Here is a 19,095-nt window from a genome sequence, read left to right as displayed (position 1 = left end):
GGTCACTCCACCGCCACCTCGACAGTGGCCGAGGCATCGGCGGTCATCACCTTGGCCAGGGCCTCGTCGGCGCCGGGATCGGCGAGGGTGTATTTCGCCGTCAGCGCCTCGGCGGTCAGGGCGATGTTCTTGGCCACGTTCGCCCCCGGCGCTGCGGGACCATAGGTCGCGCCGTCCACCAGGAAATAGACCGAACCGGAGTTGCCGGTGCGCAGCACCGCCGCCTCTTCCAGCGCCGGAACCGCATAGCGTTCGCCGGCGTCCAGGTTCTTCTCGAACAGCACGGTGCCGTCGGCGGCGCTGACCCGCACCCAGGCCGGGCGCACCGCCAGGATTTCCACCCCGGGACGGGCATCGGCCATCACCTTGACCGTCTCGGCCTCAGCCGGATCGGCCAGGGCGACTCCGGCCGGACCGGCCACCGGGCCGCCGGCCCGCGGGTCGATGGCGGCGATGGGGCCGTCGCGCGACACCAGCACCGGCACGTCCAACTCCTGCGGCCGATAGAGCCGGTCCATCAGGTCGGGCGCGGCCTGGTTTTCCGCCACCGCGGTCTCGGGCTCCTTGACCACGGCCTGCGGGTCGGCGGGCTGCGCGCCGTCCAGCGGGTCGATCTGCGCCACCACCGAGGGCGCCTCGTCCACCGGGGCCAGTTGCACCCGCTGCACCTCGCGCAGCACCGACCAGCCGCCGTAGCCGATGGCGACGATCAGCGCCAGCAGCACCGCGACCGAGCCGACGGCGCCGGGTTCGACCCGGCTGAACACGCTTTCGCCGCGGGGGATGAAGGTGGCGTTGGGATTGGCCAGCGGATCGGCGAATTCCACCCGGGCGCGGGCCTGCGCCAGCCGCTGCGGCGCCGCCGAGGCCGACAGCCCGTGCGCCACGGCGAAATTCGCCTCGCGGCAGAAGCGGGCGAAGGAGTCATCCGGGTCCATGCCCAGATAACGGGCGTAGGAGCGCACGTAGCCGGCCACGAAACCGGGGGTCTCGAAGGCCGAGACATCGGCATTCTCGATGGCGGCGATATAGGTGGCCTTGATCTTGAGTTCGCGCTGCACGTCCAGAAGCGACTTGCCCAGCGTGGCCCTTTCGCCGCGCATCAGGTCGCCCAGGCGAAGGTCGAAATCGTCGAAGCCCTTCGGCTTCTCCTCCTCCGCTGCCTGAGGTTTGGACCTCCAGCCGATCATCCGCGATCTGTCCCCTTGGATTGGCCTGTTGAACCGAGTCGCTTCCCCTGCGACTCACCGGGCCTCGTATTGCGGGAACGCTAGCACAGGGCAAGCGCCTTTGCACATGCGAGATGGCGCCTCAGGCGGAAAGCTCGGCACGATTCAGCGCACATTGCCGCCACAGCGAATCCATCGCCTTCACCAGCCGGTCGATCTCTTTCGGGTCATGCACCGGCGAGGGGGTGAAGCGCAGCCGCTCGGTCCCCCGGGGCACGGTGGGGAAGTTGATCGGCTGGACATAGACGCCATGCTCTTCCAGCAGCATGTCGGACAGCATCTTGCAATGGATGGGGTTGCCGACATGGACGGGCACAATATGCGTGCCCTCGTCGATGATCGGCAGGCCCACGGCCTTCAGCCGCATCTTCAGGATGCGGGCGTTTTCCTGCTGCTTGTCGCGCAAAGCCTGGCCTTCGGCCGTCTTCAGGAAGCGCACCGAAGCCGCCGCGCCGGCCGCCACCGCGGGCGGCAGCGAGGTGGTGAAGATGAAGCCGGGCGCGTAGCTGCGGATCGCGTCCACCATCTTCGCAGTTGCAGCAATATAGCCGCCGAAAACCCCGAAGGCCTTGGCCAGGGTGGCGTTGATGATGTCCACCCGGTGCATCTGCCCGTCGCGTTCCGCCACGCCGGCGCCGCGGGGGCCATACATGCCGACGGCATGGACCTCGTCCAGATAGGTCAGCGCGCCGAACTCCTGCGCCAGGTCGCAGATCGCCCCGATCGGGGCCACGTCGCCGTCCATCGAATAGATCGACTCGAAGGCGATCAGCTTCGGCGCCGCGGGGTCGTCCGCCGCCAGCAGCGCCCGCAGGTGAGCCAGGTCGTTGTGGCGGAAGATCCGCTTCTCGCCGCCGCCGCGGCGCACGCCCTCGATCATCGAGGCATGGTTCAGCGCGTCGGAATAGATGATCAGCCCGGGGAAGATGGTGCGCAGCGTCGACAGCGTGGCATCGTTGGCGATATAGGCCGAAGTGAAGACCAGCGCCGCCTCTTTCCGGTGCAGGTCGGCCAGTTCAGCCTCCAGCCGCTTGTGGTAGACGGTGGTGCCGGAGATGTTGCGGGTGCCGCCCGAGCCGGCGCCGGTGGCGTCCAGCGCCTCGTGCATCGCCGCCAGCACCACGGGATGCTGGCCCATGCCCAGATAGTCGTTGCCGCACCAGACGGTGATCGGCCTCGTGCTCCCGTCCGGCCGGGTCCAGACCGCATGGGGGAAATGCCCCTTCTGCCGCTCGATGTCGATGAAGGTCCGGTAACGCCCCTCGTCATGCAGCTTCTGCAGCGCTTGGGTCAGCTGGGCATCGTAGTCCATCGAATTCTCCTGGCTTCCGCTCGGTCCTGTGCCTAGCGCAGCGGGGGCGTCCCCACATTGACTTGCGTCAAACCGGGGGGAAAGCGCAAGGGGACGATTTGTCGCCCCCCGGATGCAGGTTTTCCCGCCCGCCCCCGATCAGGTCTTCGGCCCCACCGCCAGCACCAGCACGCAGGGCGCGGCCCCCTTCTTCGCGGCGTCGCAGGCTTTCTTCGCCTCGGTCTCGGCGGTGTCGGGATGGTCGAAATCCGCCAGCGCCACCGCCGAGGGAACCGGCTTGCCGTCGCGGATCAGCCCGTCGTCGGGCGAGACCGCCAGCGCGGCGAAGCCGTCGGTCTTTCCGGCGGGCACGAAGATCGCCAGCGCCTCGGTGTTCGTCATCACCAGCCGCAGGGTGGACAGCTCTTCCTCGGTCAGGAAGTCGTGCAGGTAGAGCGTGACTTCGGACGCGCCGAGTTCGGCCTTCTCGAACGGCACGGCCTCGGCGCCGGCCATTCCGGCCAGGGCCAGACCCGCAAAGATTGCGGCAAAGCGTTTCATGCCAACCTCCGTCGCAGATATATCCCGGTCCTAGCCGATCCCGCGGGCTCTGGACAGTCCCCTTCTGCCTGCTACCCTGCCCGCAAAGCTGACATTTCGGAGAGCACGATGACCCTGGACGCCACCCTTGCCCGCATCGACGGAGACCTTCCGCTGGCGCTGGACCGGCTGATGGAGCTCTTGCGCATCCCCTCGATCTCCACCGATCCGGCCTGGAAGGCCGATTGCGCCCGCGCCGCCGACTGGCTGGTGGCGGAGCTGAATTCGCTGGGATTCGCCGCCGAAAGCCGCGCCACCCCCGGCCATCCGATGGTGGTGGCGCATGGCGGCACCGGCGACCGGCACCTGCTGTTCTACGGCCATTACGACGTGCAGCCGGTCGATCCGCTGAACCTCTGGCACCGCGATCCCTTCGACCCGGTGATCGAGTCCACCGCCAGGGGCGATGTCATCCGCGGCCGCGGCTCGTCGGACGACAAGGGCCAGCTGATGACCTTCATCGAGGCCTGCCGGGCCTGGATCGCCGAGCACGGCGCCCTGCCCTGCCGCATCACCGTCTTCCTGGAGGGCGAGGAGGAATCCGGCTCCCCCTCCCTCATCCCCTTCATGCGCGACAACGCCGCCGAGCTGACCGCCGACCTGGCGCTGATCTGCGACACCTCGATGGTCTCGCCCGGGGTGCCCTCCATCGCCGGGCAGCTGCGCGGGATGCTGAAGGACGAATTCACCCTGCACGGGCCGCGGATCGACCTGCACTCCGGTCATTACGGCGGCCCGGCGCTGAACCCCTTGCGCGAGATCGCAAGGATCGTCGCCAGCTTCCACGACGACAGCGGCCGCGTGGCGGTGGAAGGCTTCTACGAGGGCGTGCATGAGGTGCCGCCCGAGTTGAAGCGCCAGTGGGAGGCCAGCGGCTTCGACGAGAAGGATTATCTGGAGTCGGTCGGCTTCACCCGCTCGCATGGCGAGGCCGGCTATTCCACCCTGGAACAGCAATGGGCGCGGCCGACGCTGGAGATCAACGGCCTCTGGGGCGGCTATCAGGGCGCCGGGTCGAAGACGGTGATCCCGGCCGAGGCGCATTGCAAGATCACCTGCCGGCTGGTCGGCGACATGGACCCCGACGACCTGCGCCGCAAGCTGCGCGCCCATGTCGAGGCGCGTCTGCCCGCGGACGCCCGCGTCACCTGGGATGGCGACCTGGAAGGCTCCCCCGCCGCGGTGATGAACACCGACCGGCCGGAGTTCGAGGCCGCCCGGCAGGCGCTGTCGGACGAATGGAACCGCGAGGCGGTGATCGTCGGCATGGGCGGCTCGATCCCCATCGCGGGGTTCTTCAAGACCGTCCTCGGCATGGACGCGATGCTGATCGGCTTCGCCAACGACGACGACGCCATCCACTCGCCGAACGAGAAATACGACGTGAAAAGCTTCCACAAGGGCATCCGAAGCTGGGCCCGGGTGTTGGCGAAGATCGCATGACGCTGGAAATCCGCGACGCCCTGCCCGGGGACGAGGCCGCCTGGCGCGGCCTCTGGGACGGCTATCTCGACTTCTACCGCGTGACGCTGGACCCCGGGATCACCGCCCATACCTGGGGCCGGATGATGGACCCGGGCGGCACGCTGAAGGCGCGGCTGGCCTGCCTGGACGGGCGGGTGGTCGGCTTCGCCATGCACCTGCACCACCCCTCCTCCTGGGTGATCGGCGAGGATTGCTATCTGGAAGACCTCTTCGTCGCGCCGGAGGCCCGCGGCCGCGGGCTCGCCCGCGCGCTGATCGACGACCTGGTGGCGCTGGCCCGGGCCAAGGGCTGGCACCGTCTCTACTGGCACACCCGGGAAGACAACGCCCGCGCCCGCAAGCTCTACGACAGCTATGTGCAGACGGACGGCCACATCCGCTACCGGATGGCGCTGTAGCGGAAGCTCACCCCGCTCGCCGCGCCAGCTTTGCCGCCAGCAGAAGCCAGGGCGCGCCGTGCAGGGCAAGGTCCAGCAGGTCCATCGGCGACGGCACCTCGCCGGCCGCCAGCGCCTTCAGCCTTTCCCACAGATGCGGCTCGGGCACGAAGGGCGCCAGCCCCAGCCCGAGGGCCAGGATCAGGCAAAGGCTCAACGGTATCCGGTCCAGAAACGCCATGCCGCCCCCTTCTGCCGCAGCATGGCGCGGTCCGGGCCGCCGCGAAAGGCCGGAATGCCGCCTGCGGAGGGCATGGGGATTTGCGAAGAGGAGGAAGTGGCGCGGTGGACGGGGCTCGAACCCGCGACCCCCGGCGTGACAGGCCGGTACTCTAACCGACTGAGCTACCACCGCGCGTGAGGGGCGGGATAGTCTGTCCCGCCGGGGCCGTCAAGCCGGAAAAGCACGCCGGCGAGAGGTCGGGCGAAGATGAACTTCCGCCGCCAAGCCCATGATTTCTTTGGCCGCGGAGAGGCGGACCATCAGAAGCAGGGTTTGCGATACGAAGGGAGAACGGTGGCGCGGTGGACGGGGCTCGAACCCGCGACCCCCGGCGTGACAGGCCGGTACTCTAACCGACTGAGCTACCACCGCGCTGACCGTGGGCGCCTGATACAGACCCCCCGCGCCGCCGTCAATGGGGCCGCGGGGGAAAAATCACCGTTCCGGCGCGGGGATATGTTCGCGGTCGTCGCCCGGCGGCAGGCGGAAGCGGCCATGCGCCCAGTCCCCGGCCCGCCAGGCCTCTTTCGCCGCCTCGATCCTGTCGCGGCTGGAGGCCACGAAGTTCCACCAGATGAACCGCGGCCCGCCCATGGTGGCGCCGCCGAGCGCCATCACCCGGGCGCCCTTGTCCCCGGCCCGCACCGACACCCGGTCGCCCGGCCGGAACACCAGCATCCGCCCGGCCTCGAACACCTGTCCGGCGCAGGAGACCTCGCCCTCCAGCACATAGATGCCGCGGTCCTCGTGGTCCTCGGGCAGCGGCAGCGCCGCGCCGGGGGCCAGCAGGGCGTCGGCGTAGAACACCTCGGACGGCATCTCCAGCGGCACCGTCTCGCCCCAGGCCCGGCCGAGGATCAGCCGCACCCTTTTGCCCTCGCCCTCCAGCTCCGGCAGCGCGGTGCGGGGGACGTGGATGAAGCCGGCGGCATCCTCCTCGCGGTCCTCGGGCAGCGCCAGCCAGGTCTGCAGCCCGAACATCGACAGCGGCGCCTTGCGGGCCTCGCCGTCCGTCCGTTCGGAATGGGTGATCCCCTGCCCCGCCAGCATCCAGTTCACCGCCCCCGGCTCGATCCACTGGTCGGTGCCGAGGGAATCGCGGTGATGCAGCCGGCCCTTCATCAGATAGGTCACGGTGCCGAGGCCGATATGCGGATGCGGCCGCACGTCGATGCCCTCGCCGGTCAGGAACTCGGCCGGGCCCATCTGGTCGAAGAAGATGAAGGGACCGACCATCTGACGCTGCGCCGAGGGCAAGGCGCGGCGGACCTCGAAGCCGCCCAGGTCGCGGGCGCGCGGCACGATCACGGTCTCGATGGCGTCCACCTGGTCGCCGACGGGGATGGAAGGGTCGAGGATGGGGTTCCAGCTCATGGCGGTCTCCTGTCTGCGGCTTCCCCCAATCTAGACCGAACCGGCCCCCGGGAAAGACCGATCCGCGGGCAGGGATGGTGCGGATCTGCACAGGTCAGCCTTGATCGGTCCGGGATGTGCGGGGCGGACGGGAAACTGGTGGGTGGTGAGGGACTCGAACCCCCGACATTCTCGGTGTAAGCGAGACGCTCTACCAACTGAGCTAACCACCCGCAGCCCGCCCCGATTAGCCGGGCCGGAGGCGCGATGCAAGCGGGACGGCTCAGCCCGCCGGCGGGTCTTCGCGCCCGGCGGCGCCGAGGCCGAGCCCCATGCCCATCCCCATGCCGCCGCCGCCCGCGCCGCCGCCTCCGCCACCGCCGCCCCGGCCGGAACTGCCGCCTTCCCGGCCCCTTCCGCCCGACCCGGGCCGGGTCGGGCCCTGCGTCGGCAGGATGACATCGGCGGGCACCGGGTCGAGGTCCAGCGCCTCCCGGATGAAGTCGCGCAAGCTGGCGACCAGCGCCGCGGTCTCCACCGGCCGGCCCGCGGCCAGGTCGCGGGCGGCGGCGGCGGCGAGGCGGACCTGCTCCTCGGTGCCCAAGAGGATGATGTCGGACAGCGCCGCCTCCACCGCGTCGCGGATCTGGCGGGCGCGGTCGAAATGGGCCGGCGCCTTCGCCTCGGCCCGGGCGAAGTCGCGCTTGTGGCGCGGGTCCACCGACAGCGTGCCGGTGAAGGACCCGCCGAGCACCTTGTAGGCGGCGATCAGCAGCTTCAGCCGCTCGTTGATCTGCCGGTTCAGCCGCTCGCGCCGCTGCTGCAGGGTCAGCATCAGCACCAGCCTTATGCCGATGCCCACCAGCGCGAAAAGCGCCAGGCCGACCAGCGTGGTCAGCACGGATTGCCAGCTGGAGAAGTCGAAGTTGCGCATGGGCGGGCCTTTGCCTGGGTGCCCTCAGGATAGCCGCCGCGCGGCGGATGGGAAGCCCGCTCTGCCTCCCGGAAATGACGAAAGCGCCCCGTTTCGGGGGCGCTTCGCGAAAGGATGGTGGGCGATAACGGATTTGAACCGCTGACATCTTCGATGTGAACGAAGCGCTCTACCGCTGAGCTAATCGCCCGATGGCGGGGCTTTTAGCCCTCCTCCTCCTCCTCCGCAAGGGGCTCTTTTTCCTCTTTCTTCTTGTGCGCGCCGCGGCGGACCTTCAGCGTCATCAGCGAGGCGCCGTCCTTTTCGGCGGTGCGGGCGACGCGGGTGCGGCCGAGGCCCGGCAGGTTCAGGTCCTCGCCCTTCGCCAGCGAGTCGCCGAGGACGGCAAGCGTGGCCTCGACCATCTCCTTGACGCCCTTCTTCTTGCCGCCGGTGGCTTCGGCCACCCGCGAGACCAGGTCCTTGATCTTCAGCACCGGGCCCTTGACCCTGGCCACCGGGGCGGCGGCCGGCGCGGGATCGGGGGCAGCGGCTGCGGGCGCGGCGGCGGCGGACTTGGCGGCGGGCGCGCTTTTGGTGGTCTTCTTCGTCGTGGCCATGGTTAATCCTTCAAACCCCTGTATTGCCGCCACACTAGCCACGGGATGGAAACAATTCCACTGGATTCAAGGGGGAATGCCGCGGCCTGCGGCGCAAAGCGAAAGGGGCGCCCTTGCGGACGCCCCCTGCCTGTCCTGCCCGGAGGCAGGGATCAATGCGCGACCTGCGCCGGGGCCTCGCCTTCGGCCTTGCGGGCGGCGGCGGCGGCTTCCTCGGCGGCCTCGTCCCAGTCCACCGGCTCGGGCTGCCGGGTCAGGGCCTGGGCCAGCACCTCGCGGACATGGGAGACCGGGATGATCTTCAGCCCTTCCTTCACGTTGGCCGGGATCTCGGCCAGGTCCTTCTCGTTCTCTTCCGGGATGAACACGGTCTTGATTCCGCCGCGCAGCGCGGCCAAGAGCTTCTCCTTCAGCCCGCCGATGGCCATGGCGTTGCCCCGCAGCGAGACCTCGCCGGTCATGGCGATGTCCTTCCTCACCGGGATGCCGGTCAGCACCGAGACGATGGCGGTCACCATCGCCAGGCCGGCGGAGGGCCCGTCCTTCGGCGTCGCCCCGTCGGGGACGTGGACGTGGATGTCCATCGTCTCGAACTTCGGCGGCTTCACCCCGATCTGCGGGCTGACCGAGCGGACGTAGCTGGAGGCGGCGTCGATGGATTCCTTCATCACGTCGCCCAGCTTGCCGGTGGTCTTCATCCGCCCCTTGCCGGGCAGTTTCAGCGCCTCGATCTGCAACAGATCGCCGCCCACCGAAGTCCAGGCCAGACCCGTCACCACGCCGACCTGATCCTCCTTCTCGGCCAGGCCATAGCGGTGCCGGCGCACGCCGAGGTAATCCTCGACCTTCGCCGCATCGACGGCCACCGACCTGGTGGTCTTCTTCAGGATGTCGGTCACCGCCTTGCGGGCCAGCTTGGCGATCTCGCGCTCCAGGTTCCGCACCCCCGCCTCGCGGGTGTAGTAGCGGATGACATGGTTCAGCGCGTCGTCGCTGACGCTGAACTCGCCCTTCTTCAGGCCGTTCGCCGCGATCTGCTTGGGCAGCAGGTGCTGCCGCGCGATCTCGCGCTTCTCGTCCTCGGTGTAGCCGGCCAGCGGGATGATCTCCATCCGGTCCATCAGCGGCCCCGGCATGTTGTAGGAGTTCGCCGTGGTGATGAACATCACGTTCGAGAGGTCGTATTCCACCTCCAGATAGTGGTCGACGAAGGTGGAGTTCTGTTCGGGGTCCAGCACCTCCAGCAGGGCCGAGGCCGGGTCGCCCCGGAAATCCTGCCCCATCTTGTCGATCTCATCCAGCAGGATCAGCGGGTTGGTGGTCTTGGCCTTCTTCAGGGACTGGATGATCTTGCCGGGCATCGAGCCGATATAGGTCCGCCGGTGGCCGCGGATCTCCGATTCGTCGCGCACGCCGCCCAGCGAGATGCGGATGAACTCGCGCCCCGTGGCCTTGGCGACGCTGCGCCCCAGCGAGGTCTTGCCCACGCCGGGCGGGCCGACGAGGCACAGGATCGGGCCTTTCAGCTTGGCCGAACGCGCCTGCACCGCCAGGTATTCGACGATGCGCTCCTTCACCTTCTCCAGCCCGAAGTGGTCGGCGTCCAGCACCTTCTGCGCCGCGCCGAGGTCCTTCTTCACCCGCGACCTGGTGCCCCAGGGCACGCCGAGCAGCCAGTCGAGGTAGTTGCGGACCACCGTCGCCTCGGCCGACATCGGCGACATCGACTTCAGCTTCTTCAGCTCGCCCTCGGCCTTCTCGCGCGCCTCCTTGGAGAGCTGGGTCTTCTTGATCCGCTCCTCCAGTTCGGCGATCTCGCCCTGGCCGTCCTCGCCGTCGCCGAGTTCCTTCTGAATGGCCTTCATCTGCTCGTTCAGGTAATACTCGCGCTGCGTCTTCTCCATCTGGGTCTTGACGCGGGACTTGATCTTCTTCTCGACCTGCAGGACCGACAATTCGCCCTGCATCTGGCCGTAGACCTTCTCCAGCCGCTCGGCCACGATCAGGGTTTCCAGCAGATCCTGCTTCTGGCCGACCTCCACCCCCAGATGCCCGGCCACCAGATCGGCCAGCCGCGCCGGCTCGCGCGTCTCGGAGACCGAGGCGACGGCTTCCTCGGGGATGTTCTTCTTGATCTTGGCGTAGCGCTCGAACTCCTCGCCCACGGCACGGACCAGCGCATCGGCCGAGGCCTGGTCGCCGATGGTCTCGGTCAGCATCTCGGCCCGCGCCTCGAAGAAGGCGGGGTTGTCGATGAATTCGGTGATCTTCACCCGGGCCTTGCCCTCGACCAGCACCTTCACCGTGCCGTCGGGCAGCTTGAGGAGTTGCAGCACATTGGCCAGCACGCCGACGCGGTAGATGCCGTCGGTCCTGGGGTCGTCCACCGTCGGGTCGATCTGGCTGGAGAGCAGGATCTGCTTGTCGTCCTGCATCACCTCTTCCAGCGCGCGCACCGATTTCTCGCGGCCCACGAAAAGGGGCACGATCATGTGCGGGAAGACCACGATGTCGCGCAGCGGCAGCACCGGGTAGCTGGGGGAAAGGGTGTCGGTCATGCGTTCGTCCTTGTCTTGCGGCAGTTGCAGGGGCCCCGACCATCGGCAACCCCGGCCGCTCCGCGTCTCGGAAGTGTTAATTGTGTGTCCCGGAGCCGGGATTCAAGCATCTCGTCCGGCGCCCGCGGCGGCGCCCGTCCTGGGGCGGCAATGTGAACCCGCACGGGATGGCGTGCAAGGGCGGAACGCAGAGAGTTGTGGATAAGGGGGTGATGGCGGGGCGGGAAGGGGTTTCGCGTATACGGAAATCTTCGCCGGGGACGGGTTCCAGGATATAAGCCACCTTGTTCACTTCGACCCGCCAGCAAGAGGGAACAAAGCATCATGAAGAAATTTGATCCCGAACACGCCGCCAGGCACGGTTACACCCGCGAGGATTGGGAAGCGGTCGACAGCCCCAAACTGACCGACGAGGAACTGGCGCAGGCCCGGCCCTTCGCCGAGGTTTTTCCGACGCTGGCCGAGAAGATACGCAAGGCCACACAGAGGTGATCCCCTGTGCTGGCCCGGGCGGGAAAAGGCGAGGCATTGCCTCGCCCCCGTCCGTGCGGGACGGTTGCACCCGGAAACGGTGACAGCCCTAAACCCCGGGAGGCCAGCGCCCGACCCGGCGGGCGAGAAGCGCCCGCCGAGGGCGGGGCGGGCGCTGGCCGGGCCATTGAAGGCCCGGCCGGTCCAGATGGAACCGTTGCGCTGTGGCGAAGGCACGCGCCTTCGCCAAGAAAACCGGCGAAGGGGAAGCCTCAAAGGGGCTCGATGTCCCCTTCCGCGCGGGTTGCATGAAATTCCGCCACGAAGCCGGCCAGCCTCCCCTCCGCAATCGCCTCCCGCAGCCCCTGCATCAGCTGCTGGTAATAATGCAGGTTGTGCCAGGTCAGCAGCATCGAGGCGATGATCTCCTGCGCGCGGAAGACGTGGTGCAGATAGGCGCGGGAATAGCTGCGGCAGGCCGGGCAGGTGCAGGTCTCGTCCAGCGGCCGCGGGTCGTCCTGATGGCGGGCGTTCTTGATGTTGACCTGCCCGCGCGGGGTCCAGGCCTGGCCCGTCCGCCCTGACCGCGAGGGCAGAACGCAGTCCATCATGTCCACGCCGCGTTCCACCGCGCCGACGATGTCGTCGGGCTTGCCCACCCCCATCAGATAGCGCGGCCGGTCGTCCGGCAGTTGCCCCGGCGCGTAGTCCAGCACGCCCAGCATCGCCGCCTGCCCCTCTCCCACCGCCAGCCCGCCGATGGCATAGCCGTCGAAGCCGATCGCCTTCAGCGCCTCGGCCGACTCGCCCCGCAGGTCCTCGGTCACGCCGCCCTGCTGGATGCCGAACAGCGCATGGCCCGGCCGGTCGCCGAAGGCGTCGCGCGACCTTTGCGCCCACCGCATCGACAGCCGCATCGACTTCGCCACCCTGGCCTCGTCCGCCGGCAGCGCCGGGCATTCGTCGAAGCACATCACGATGTCGGAGCCGAGAAGCCGCTGGATCTCCATGCTGCTCTCCGGCGACAGGAAATGCCGCGACCCGTCGACATGGCTGCGGAAGGTCACGCCTTCCTCGGTCATCTTGCGCAGGTCCGACAGGCTCATCACCTGGAACCCCCCTGAATCGGTCAGGATCGGCCGGTCCCAGTTCATGAAGCGGTGCAGGCCGCCCAGGCGCGCCACCCGCTCCGCCCCCGGGCGCAGCATCAGGTGGTAGGTGTTGCCCAGCAGGATGTCGGCCCCGGTGGCGCGCACCGAGTCCGGCAGCATCGCCTTCACCGTGCCGGCGGTGCCCACCGGCATGAAGGCCGGGGTACGGATTTCGCCCCGCGTGGTCTGGATCGCCCCCGTCCGCGCCTTGCCGTCCCGTGCCGTGATCCGGAAATCGAAACCCTGTGCCATCCTGCCCATCCGCCGAATACCGCCGCCCCTTTGCGCGAAAACGCGCGGAAAGCCAAGCGGCAGCCGCCTTCCCCGCGAAATCCGCTTGACCTGCCGCCGGCTTTGCCCGCAGAGTGAATGAACATTCATTCTGCGAACTTCCCATGAACATGCCCGAACCGCCGGCCGCACCGGCAAGCCCCGACCGCAGCGCGGAAATCCTGGTCCGCATCCGCTCGACCTTCGCCGAGAAGGGATTCGACGGCGCCTCGATGCAGGACCTCGCCCGCGCGGCGGGGATGAGTGTCGGCAACTTCTACCGCTACTTCCCGTCCAAGGACGCCATCGTCGCCGCCATGTGCGCCCATGACATGGCCGAGATGGAGGCGGATTTCGCCGATGTCCGGCTGGCCGAGGACCCGCTGCCGCTGATCCGCCGCAAGATCCGCGAGAAGATCGAGGACAGCGACGACCACGGCCGGTTGTGGGCCGAGATCACCGCCGTCGCCCAGAGAAAGCCCGAGATCGCGCAAATCTCCTGCGGGGTCGAGGAGGTGGTGACGCGCAACCTGGTGCAGGTGTTCGCCCGGCTGGCCGGCCTGCCGGAAGAAGAGGCGCAGGCCCGCTTCGGCGTGCAGGTGCGCTTCGTCATCCTCTTGGTGAAATCCGCCGCCATGCGCCACGCCTCGCAGCCCGACCCCGAGGTCGAGGCGCTGGTGATGCGCACCATCGACGACACGCTGAACGCCATCACCTCTGCCGCAAGGGAATGACCATGCGCCCGCTTCCGCTTCTCGCCGCGCTCGCCCTCTGCCTCGCCCCCCTGCCGCTGCCGGCCGAGGATGCGGCGCCGGCGGCCGAGGTGCTGCCCGCGATCTCCGTCGCCCCGGCCGCGCTGCACCCGCTGGAGGACCGCATCATCGCCTCGGGCCTGGTCGGCCCGGTCGAGGAGGTGCAGGTCGCGCCGCTGATCGAGGGCCAGCCGATCGAGGCGCTTCTGGCCGATGTCGGCGACACGGTGGCCGAGGGGCAGGTGCTGGCGGTGCTGTCGAAATCGACGCTGGAGCTGCAACGGGCGCAGGTGAACGCCGCCCATGCCGCGGCGGCGGCCACGGTGGCGCAGGCCGAGGCGCAGCTGGTCGAGGCCGAAGCCGCGGCGGCCGAGGCCGCGCGGGTGGCCGACCGCACGGCGAAGCTGCGCGAGCAGGGATCGGCCAGCCAGGCGGCCTCGGACACCGCCAATGCCAATGCGGTGGCGGCGACGGCGCGGGTGACGGTGGCGCGGCAGTCGCTGGAAGCGGCGCGGGCGCAGCTGGCCCTGCAGGACGCGCAGCGGGCCAACGTGGAACTGCAGCTGACTAGGACCGAGGTGAAGGCGCCGGTGGCCGGCCTGATCACCGCCCGCAACGCCACCCTGGGCGCCATCGCCACCGCCGCCGGAAAGCCGATGTTCGTGATGGAACGCGACGGCGCCTTGGAACTGCGCGCCGATCTGGCCGAGGCCGACCTGCCGCGGCTGAAGCTGGGCGACCGCGCCCGGCTGACCGCGGCCGGGCTGGCCGAGCCGCTGGAGGGCACCGTCCGGCTGATCGAGCCCGCCATCGACCCGGCCACAAGGCTCGGCCGCGCCCGCATCTCGGTGGACCGGCCCGGCGTGCTGCTGTCCGGCATGTTCGTCGAGGCCGAGATCACCCTTGCCGCCCGCGAGGGGCTGGCGGTCCCGGTCACCGCCGTCGGCATGGAGGCCGGGCAGAGCACGGTGATGCGGGTTAAGGACGGCGTGGTGGAACGGGTGGTCGTCACCACCGGCATCCGCGACGGCGGGCTTGTCGAGATCGTCTCCGGCCTGCACCCCGGCGACATGGTGGTGGTGAAGGCCGCCTCCTTCGTGCGCCCCGGCGACCGGATCACCCCGGTGCCGCTGGCGGCCAACTGAGGGGACGGCGATGAACTTCTCCGCCTGGTCGATCCGCAACCCCGTCGCGCCGCTGCTGGCCTTCTTCCTTCTGATGATCATGGGCTGGCAGAGCTTCAACAGCCTGCCGATCACCCGCTTCCCCAACATCGACTTCCCGCTGGTCTCGGTCACCGTGGCGCAATCCGGCGCCGCGCCCGCGGAACTGGAAAGCCAGGTGACCAAGGAGGTCGAGGATGCGGTGGCGGGCCTCACGGGCGTGAAGAACGTCACCTCCACCGTCACCGACGGCCTGTCCACCACGCTGGTCGAATTCCGCATGGAAGTGGCGACCGAACAGGCGGTGCAGGACGTGAAGGACGCGGTGGACGGCATCCGCGGCGACCTGCCGGGCGATGTGGAAACCCCCATCGTGTCGAAGATCGACGTCGAGGGCCAGGCGATCATGACCTTCGCCGTCAACGCCCCCGGCATGACCATCGAGGAACTGTCCTGGTTCGTCGACGACACCGTGACCCGCGCCCTGCAGGGCCGCCCCGGCGTCGGCCGCATCACCCGCGTCGGCGGGGCGGATCGGGAAATCCGGGTGGAACTGGACCCGGTGAAGCTGGCCGCCTGGGGCGTCACCGCCCAGCAGGTCTCGGCCCAGATCGCCCAGACCAACGTCAACCTCGGCTCCGGCCAGATGGAACTCGGCTCCGGCAAGCAGGTGATCCGCACCCTGGGCGACAAGGGCTCGGTCGAGGAACTGGCGGCCACCACCATCGCCCTGCCCTCGGGCCGGCAGGTCCGGCTCTCCGATCTCGGCCAGGTGGTGGACAGCTATCAGGAGCTGAAAAGCTTCACCATGGTCGACGGCCGCCCCGCGGTGTCCTTCCTGGTCTTCCGGGCCAAGGGTGCATCGGAGGTCTCGGTGGCCGAGATCACCCACGCGCAGCTGGACCGCGTGCGCGCCGATCATCCAGAAGTTCAGATCGAGATGATCGACGATCAGGTCTACTACACCCACGGCAACTACGAATCCGCCATCCATACGCTGATCGAGGGCGCGATCCTTGCCGTTCTCGTGGTGCTGGCCTTCCTGCGCAACTGGCGCGCCACCCTGATCGCCGCCGTCGCCCTGCCCCTGTCCGCGGTGCCGACCTTCTGGCTGATGGAGATGCTGGGCTTCTCCCTGAACCTCGTCAGCTTCCTCGCCCTGACGCTGGCCACCGGCATCCTGGTCGACGATGCCATCGTCGAGATCGAGAACATCGCCCGCCACATCCGCATGGGCAAGACCCCCTACCGCGCCGCCATCGAGGCCGCGGACGAGATCGGCCTTGCCGTCATCGCCACCACCTCCACCATCGTCGCGGTCTTCGTGCCGGTCAGCTTCATGCCCGGCATTCCCGGCCAGTATTTCCGCCAGTTCGGCCTGACCGTCGCCATCGCCGTGCTGTTCTCGCTGCTGGTCGCGCGGCTGATCACCCCGATGATGGCGGCCTACCTGATGCGGGCCAAGGATGCCGCCGGCCATGACGGCCATCGGGACGGCCGCTTCATGCGCGGCTATCTCTGGACGGTGAAGAAGACCACCCGGGTCTGGCGGGTGCCGGGGATGCGCTGGCTGCGGATTCCGAACTATTACTTCACCGTCGTCGCCGCCATCGGCGTCGTCATCGTCTCGGTCATGCTGATGCTGCAGGTCCCCGGCGGCCTGTTCCCGCCCGAGGACGAAAGCCGCATCGCCATCTCGGTGGAACTGCCCGCCGGCGCCTCGCTGGACGACACCGCCGCGACGACCGAGGCGATGCGGCAGGCCATGGCGGGGATCGAGGGCATCGACCGGGTGATCGTGGTCGGCGGCACCTCCCCCTTGGGCGACCGCGACATCCGCCGCGCCTCGGTCACCGTGGTGCTGGACCGGCTGGACAACGGGCTGATGCGCAAGCTGTCGGACATCGGCCAGGCGCTGCCGGGGATCGGCCCGCTGCTGCCGGAGGCGCCGCTGGCGGGGCGCATCCGCCCGCAGCTCGAGATCGAGGACGAGATTTTCGCCCGCCTCGCCGCCGTCCCCGACATCCGCTCGTTCAAGCTGGGCGGGCCGGGGCCGGGCGGCCGCGAATTCTCCTACAACATCCTGTCGAACGACGAGGAGGACCTCGGCCGCGCGGTGCAGATGATCGAGATGGCGGTGCGGGACGAGCCGATGCTGCAGAACGTCTCGACCGAAAGCGCCCTGCCCCGGCCCGAGATCCACATCACGCCGCTGGTGGAAGAGGCGGCGCGGATGGGCGTCACCTCCGCCGCCATCGCCGCCACCGTGCGGGTGGCGACCATCGGCGACGTGGATGCAGCCCTCGGCAAGCTGTCCATCGACAACCGGCTGGTGCCGATCCGGGTGCAGCTGAACCAGGCCGCGCGGGGCGACATCGCCCGCATCTCGGCCCTGAAGGTGCCGACCGCCACCGGCGCGGCGGTGCCGCTGTCGGCGGTGGCGCGGGTGGAACTGGCCGAGGGGCCCTCGGTGGTCAAGCGGCTGAACCGCCAGCGCGTCGCCACGCTGGGCGCCGACCTCGCCCCCGGAATCGTCGTCGGCCAGGCAGCGGAGCGTTTCGCGCAGATCGTCGAGGGGCTGGACCTGCCGCCCTCGGTCCAGGTCGCGCTGGCCGGCGATGCCGAGATCGAGGCCGAGCTGAACCAGAGCTTCGGCAATGCGATGATCCTTGGCGTGCTGCTGATGATGATGGTGCTGATCCTGCTGTTCCATTCGGTGCTGCAGCCGATCACCATCATCTTCTCGCTGCTGCTGTCGGTCGGCGGCGTCGCGGCGGCGCTGATCCTGACCCGCAACGCGCTGTCGATGCCGGTGATGATCGGGATGCTGATGCTGATGGGGATCGTGGCGAAGAACGCCATCCTGCTGATCGACTTCGCCATCGAGATGCGCGCGCGCGGGATGAACCGCTTCGCCGCCGTGGTCGAGGCCGGGCACAAACGGGCGCAGCCGATCGTGATGACCTCGATCGCCATGTCGGCGGGGATGCTGCCCTCGGCGCTCGGGGTGGGCGAAGGCGGCGCCTTCCGCGCGCCGATGGCGACGGCGGTGATCGGCGGCATCATCGTCTCCACGGTGCTGTCGCTGGTGGTGGTGCCGTCCTTCTACCTGATCATGGACGACCTCTCCCGCCTGCTGGCCTGGGTCTTCGGCCGCATCACCGGCCCGAAGGAGGAGGAGCCCGAGGAACCCGCCGCCCATGTTCTGGCCGACCGGATCGACCGCAGCGAGGAAGGGCTGGCGCAGGTGGCGGCCCGGGTCGCCGCGCTGGAAACCGGCGGCAAGCCGCGGCCGGTGCTGGTGGCGGAGTAGGACCACGGTCACGGCCCGGGTCGGGCGGGAGAAGGCGAGGCACTGCCTCGCCTCCGCCCGTGCGCAGCATGTCAACCGGAAACATGTCGGCACGAGACCGGATGAGGCCAGCGCCCGACCCGGCGGGCGAGAAGCGCCCGCCGAGGGCGGGGCGGGCGCTGGCCGGGCCTTGAGGGCCCGGCCGGTCTATGCGGAACCGTTGCACTGTGGCGAAGGCACCCGCCTTCGCCAATGCATCGGCGGAGTGGTGGAGTAACCCCCTACGCGCGGTCCATGTAGGGCGGGGTTCACCCCGCCGATCCGTCCCCGCCGCCCCTACCCCTCCGGCGGCAACTCCGACAACTCGTCCAGCAGCGCGACCAGCGCCGCCACCCGCTCGGGCCCGAATTCGGCGTCGATCCTTGCATAGGCGGCGTTGGCGGCCGGCGTCACCGCCTCGATCAGCCGCTGCCCGGAGGGCGTGATGGTCAGGATCACCCGCCGCCCGTCCGCCCGGTCCCGCCCGCGGAGGATCAGCCCGCGCTGGTCCAGCGCCCGGATCATCCGGGTCAGGCTGGGCGCCAGGATGTTCGCCCGCGCCGCCAGTTCCGAGGCGTCCAGGCTCCCCGCCTCCGCCAGCACCCGGATCACCCGCCATTGCTGCTCGTTGATGCCATGGGCGTCCAGCAGCGGCCGGAACCGCGCCATCACCGCCTCGCGCGCCCGCAACAGCGCCATCGGCAGGGCGCTGCGGGTGGAACGGGGGGCTGTCGGCTCGCTGGACATAAGTCCAGTCCTGCACCGCAGGACCGGCCTTGGCAAGCCGGTTGACCTTTCCCCGCCGCCGCGGCTTTCTGGCCGGCAAGCATGGAGGCCGCGATGCCGCATCTGACCATCGAATATTCCGCCAATCTGGAAGCTGCGGGCGACCTGCCCGGCCTCTGTCTGGCGCTGCGCAGGGCGCTGCTCGACACCGGCCTCTTCGAGGAGGGCGCCGTCCGCGTCCGCGCCCTGCCCTGCCCGCATTACGCGGTGGCCGACCTCTTGCCGCAGAACGCCTTCGCCGCGCTGGTCCTGCGCATCGGTGCCGGCCGCGGGCCGGAGGACAAGGCCCGTGTCGGCCGCGCGGTGATGGCGGCGGCCGAGGCGCATTTCGCCGCCCTGCTGGCCGAGCCGCATTTCGCTCTGTCGCTGGACATCGTGGAGAACGACCCCGCGCTCAGCTGGAAGACCAACGCCATCCACCCGAGGCTGCGCGCAAGAGGCTGACCTCGCACGATTTTTCGA

Annotated in this window: 17 protein-coding genes and 4 tRNA genes; 7 read left to right on the top strand and 14 right to left on the bottom strand. The window is 69.2% G+C overall.

What is annotated here, in order from left to right:
- Positions 1-2: 2 nt before the first annotated feature.
- From G5B31_RS19020 to G5B31_RS19010, 3 genes are all read right to left on the bottom strand, one after another.
- Positions 3-1,190 (bottom strand): helix-turn-helix domain-containing protein, encoded by a 1,188-nt coding sequence (locus G5B31_RS19020; protein WP_165019788.1) that lies wholly within the window; start codon positions 1,188-1,190, stop codon positions 3-5.
- Between the two features lie 121 nt (positions 1,191-1,311).
- Positions 1,312-2,541, bottom strand: a complete 1,230-nt coding sequence (hemA, locus tag G5B31_RS19015; RefSeq protein ID WP_165019787.1) for a 5-aminolevulinate synthase — start codon at positions 2,539-2,541, stop codon at positions 1,312-1,314.
- Between the two features lie 138 nt (positions 2,542-2,679).
- Positions 2,680-3,081 carry a hypothetical protein gene (locus G5B31_RS19010; protein WP_165019786.1) on the bottom strand — a complete coding sequence of 134 codons (402 nt, stop codon included), beginning with the start codon at positions 3,079-3,081 and terminating at the stop codon, positions 2,680-2,682.
- Between the two features lie 108 nt (positions 3,082-3,189).
- Between G5B31_RS19010 and G5B31_RS19005 the strand changes: the two genes are divergently transcribed.
- Together G5B31_RS19005 and G5B31_RS19000 are read left to right on the top strand one after the other, a co-directional pair.
- Complete coding sequence (locus G5B31_RS19005) at positions 3,190-4,563, top strand: dipeptidase (protein WP_165019785.1); 1,374 nt, start codon at positions 3,190-3,192, stop codon at positions 4,561-4,563.
- Positions 4,560-5,003, top strand: a complete 444-nt coding sequence (locus tag G5B31_RS19000) for a GNAT family N-acetyltransferase (RefSeq protein WP_165019784.1) — start codon at positions 4,560-4,562, stop codon at positions 5,001-5,003. The genes G5B31_RS19005 and G5B31_RS19000 overlap by 4 nt, the downstream gene beginning before the upstream one ends.
- Before the next feature lie 7 nt (positions 5,004-5,010).
- Here the strand turns inward: G5B31_RS19000 and G5B31_RS18995 are convergent, their stop codons facing one another.
- The 9 genes from G5B31_RS18995 to lon form a co-directional block, all read right to left on the bottom strand.
- Complete coding sequence (locus G5B31_RS18995; protein WP_165019783.1) at positions 5,011-5,223, bottom strand: RND transporter; 213 nt, start codon at positions 5,221-5,223, stop codon at positions 5,011-5,013.
- A gap of 97 nt (positions 5,224-5,320) precedes the next feature.
- Positions 5,321-5,397 (bottom strand) — tRNA-Asp (locus G5B31_RS18990).
- A gap of 163 nt (positions 5,398-5,560) precedes the next feature.
- Positions 5,561-5,637, bottom strand: a tRNA-Asp gene (locus G5B31_RS18985).
- 63 nt (positions 5,638-5,700) lie between these two features.
- Positions 5,701-6,639, bottom strand: a complete 939-nt coding sequence (locus tag G5B31_RS18980; RefSeq protein WP_165019782.1) for a pirin family protein — start codon at positions 6,637-6,639, stop codon at positions 5,701-5,703.
- Between the two features lie 136 nt (positions 6,640-6,775).
- Positions 6,776-6,851: transfer RNA gene (locus G5B31_RS18975), tRNA-Val, on the bottom strand.
- A 50-nt stretch (positions 6,852-6,901) separates the two neighbouring features.
- Complete coding sequence (locus tag G5B31_RS18970; RefSeq protein ID WP_165019781.1) at positions 6,902-7,552, bottom strand: hypothetical protein; 651 nt, start codon at positions 7,550-7,552, stop codon at positions 6,902-6,904.
- A 115-nt stretch (positions 7,553-7,667) separates the two neighbouring features.
- Positions 7,668-7,742 (bottom strand) — tRNA-Val (locus G5B31_RS18965).
- 13 nt (positions 7,743-7,755) lie between these two features.
- Positions 7,756-8,151, bottom strand: coding sequence for an HU family DNA-binding protein (locus G5B31_RS18960; protein ID WP_165019780.1), 396 nt, complete (start codon positions 8,149-8,151; stop codon positions 7,756-7,758).
- A gap of 152 nt (positions 8,152-8,303) precedes the next feature.
- Entirely contained in the window at positions 8,304-10,709 is a 2,406-nt protein-coding gene (gene lon / locus G5B31_RS18955; RefSeq protein ID WP_165019779.1) for an endopeptidase La, read from the bottom strand.
- A 324-nt stretch (positions 10,710-11,033) separates the two neighbouring features.
- Between lon and G5B31_RS18950 the strand changes: the two genes are divergently transcribed.
- Positions 11,034-11,201, top strand: coding sequence for a hypothetical protein (locus G5B31_RS18950; RefSeq protein ID WP_165019778.1), 168 nt, complete (start codon positions 11,034-11,036; stop codon positions 11,199-11,201).
- 251 nt (positions 11,202-11,452) lie between these two features.
- Here the strand turns inward: G5B31_RS18950 and tgt are convergent, their stop codons facing one another.
- Positions 11,453-12,583, bottom strand: a complete 1,131-nt coding sequence (tgt, locus tag G5B31_RS18945; protein ID WP_165019777.1) for a tRNA guanosine(34) transglycosylase Tgt — start codon at positions 12,581-12,583, stop codon at positions 11,453-11,455.
- 143 nt (positions 12,584-12,726) lie between these two features.
- Here tgt and G5B31_RS18940 point away from each other — a divergent pair, with 143 nt between their 5' ends.
- Genes G5B31_RS18940 through G5B31_RS18930 form a run of 3 tightly spaced genes read left to right on the top strand, consistent with a single transcriptional unit; the run spans position 12,727 to position 17,829 of the window.
- Entirely contained in the window at positions 12,727-13,335 is a 609-nt protein-coding gene (locus tag G5B31_RS18940) for a TetR/AcrR family transcriptional regulator (RefSeq protein WP_240904494.1), read from the top strand.
- A gap of 2 nt (positions 13,336-13,337) precedes the next feature.
- Positions 13,338-14,498 carry an efflux RND transporter periplasmic adaptor subunit gene (locus tag G5B31_RS18935; RefSeq protein ID WP_165019776.1) on the top strand — a complete coding sequence of 387 codons (1,161 nt, stop codon included), beginning with the start codon at positions 13,338-13,340 and terminating at the stop codon, positions 14,496-14,498.
- Between the two features lie 10 nt (positions 14,499-14,508).
- Positions 14,509-17,829, top strand: a complete 3,321-nt coding sequence (locus tag G5B31_RS18930; RefSeq protein ID WP_165019775.1) for an efflux RND transporter permease subunit — start codon at positions 14,509-14,511, stop codon at positions 17,827-17,829.
- A gap of 315 nt (positions 17,830-18,144) precedes the next feature.
- Here the strand turns inward: G5B31_RS18930 and hpaR are convergent, their stop codons facing one another.
- Positions 18,145-18,594, bottom strand: coding sequence for a homoprotocatechuate degradation operon regulator HpaR (hpaR, locus tag G5B31_RS18925; protein WP_165019774.1), 450 nt, complete (start codon positions 18,592-18,594; stop codon positions 18,145-18,147).
- A 93-nt stretch (positions 18,595-18,687) separates the two neighbouring features.
- On the opposite strand from hpaR, the gene G5B31_RS18920 reads away from it, so the two are divergent.
- Entirely contained in the window at positions 18,688-19,077 is a 390-nt protein-coding gene (locus tag G5B31_RS18920; RefSeq protein ID WP_165019773.1) for a 5-carboxymethyl-2-hydroxymuconate isomerase, read from the top strand.
- The last annotated feature ends 18 nt before the right edge of the window (positions 19,078-19,095 follow it).

This window comes from Rhodobacter sp. SGA-6-6 (genome assembly GCF_011043545.1).
In the GTDB taxonomy this organism is placed as follows: Bacteria; Pseudomonadota; Alphaproteobacteria; order Rhodobacterales; family Rhodobacteraceae; genus Pseudogemmobacter.
Note: the sequence above shows the minus strand (reverse complement) of the source record. Positions and strands in the feature narration are given on the sequence as shown.

What these genes read in the sequence shown, in the direction of transcription:
- G5B31_RS19020 (WP_165019788.1), bottom strand. Translation starts at nt 1,190, where the DNA reads ATGATCGGCTGGAGGTCCAAACCTCAGGCAGCGGAGGAGGAGAAGCCG.
- hemA (WP_165019787.1), bottom strand. Translation starts at nt 2,541, where the DNA reads ATGGACTACGATGCCCAGCTGACCCAAGCGCTGCAGAAGCTGCATGAC.
- G5B31_RS19010 (WP_165019786.1), bottom strand. Translation starts at nt 3,081, where the DNA reads ATGAAACGCTTTGCCGCAATCTTTGCGGGTCTGGCCCTGGCCGGAATG.
- G5B31_RS19005 (WP_165019785.1), top strand. Translation starts at nt 3,190, where the DNA reads ATGACCCTGGACGCCACCCTTGCCCGCATCGACGGAGACCTTCCGCTG.
- G5B31_RS19000 (WP_165019784.1), top strand. Translation starts at nt 4,560, where the DNA reads ATGACGCTGGAAATCCGCGACGCCCTGCCCGGGGACGAGGCCGCCTGG.
- G5B31_RS18995 (WP_165019783.1), bottom strand. Translation starts at nt 5,223, where the DNA reads ATGGCGTTTCTGGACCGGATACCGTTGAGCCTTTGCCTGATCCTGGCC.
- G5B31_RS18980 (WP_165019782.1), bottom strand. Translation starts at nt 6,639, where the DNA reads ATGAGCTGGAACCCCATCCTCGACCCTTCCATCCCCGTCGGCGACCAG.
- G5B31_RS18970 (WP_165019781.1), bottom strand. Translation starts at nt 7,552, where the DNA reads ATGCGCAACTTCGACTTCTCCAGCTGGCAATCCGTGCTGACCACGCTG.
- G5B31_RS18960 (WP_165019780.1), bottom strand. Translation starts at nt 8,151, where the DNA reads ATGGCCACGACGAAGAAGACCACCAAAAGCGCGCCCGCCGCCAAGTCC.
- lon (WP_165019779.1), bottom strand. Translation starts at nt 10,709, where the DNA reads ATGACCGACACCCTTTCCCCCAGCTACCCGGTGCTGCCGCTGCGCGAC.
- G5B31_RS18950 (WP_165019778.1), top strand. Translation starts at nt 11,034, where the DNA reads ATGAAGAAATTTGATCCCGAACACGCCGCCAGGCACGGTTACACCCGC.
- tgt (WP_165019777.1), bottom strand. Translation starts at nt 12,583, where the DNA reads ATGGCACAGGGTTTCGATTTCCGGATCACGGCACGGGACGGCAAGGCG.
- G5B31_RS18940 (WP_240904494.1), top strand. Translation starts at nt 12,727, where the DNA reads ATGAACATGCCCGAACCGCCGGCCGCACCGGCAAGCCCCGACCGCAGC.
- G5B31_RS18935 (WP_165019776.1), top strand. Translation starts at nt 13,338, where the DNA reads ATGCGCCCGCTTCCGCTTCTCGCCGCGCTCGCCCTCTGCCTCGCCCCC.
- G5B31_RS18930 (WP_165019775.1), top strand. Translation starts at nt 14,509, where the DNA reads ATGAACTTCTCCGCCTGGTCGATCCGCAACCCCGTCGCGCCGCTGCTG.
- hpaR (WP_165019774.1), bottom strand. Translation starts at nt 18,594, where the DNA reads ATGTCCAGCGAGCCGACAGCCCCCCGTTCCACCCGCAGCGCCCTGCCG.
- G5B31_RS18920 (WP_165019773.1), top strand. Translation starts at nt 18,688, where the DNA reads ATGCCGCATCTGACCATCGAATATTCCGCCAATCTGGAAGCTGCGGGC.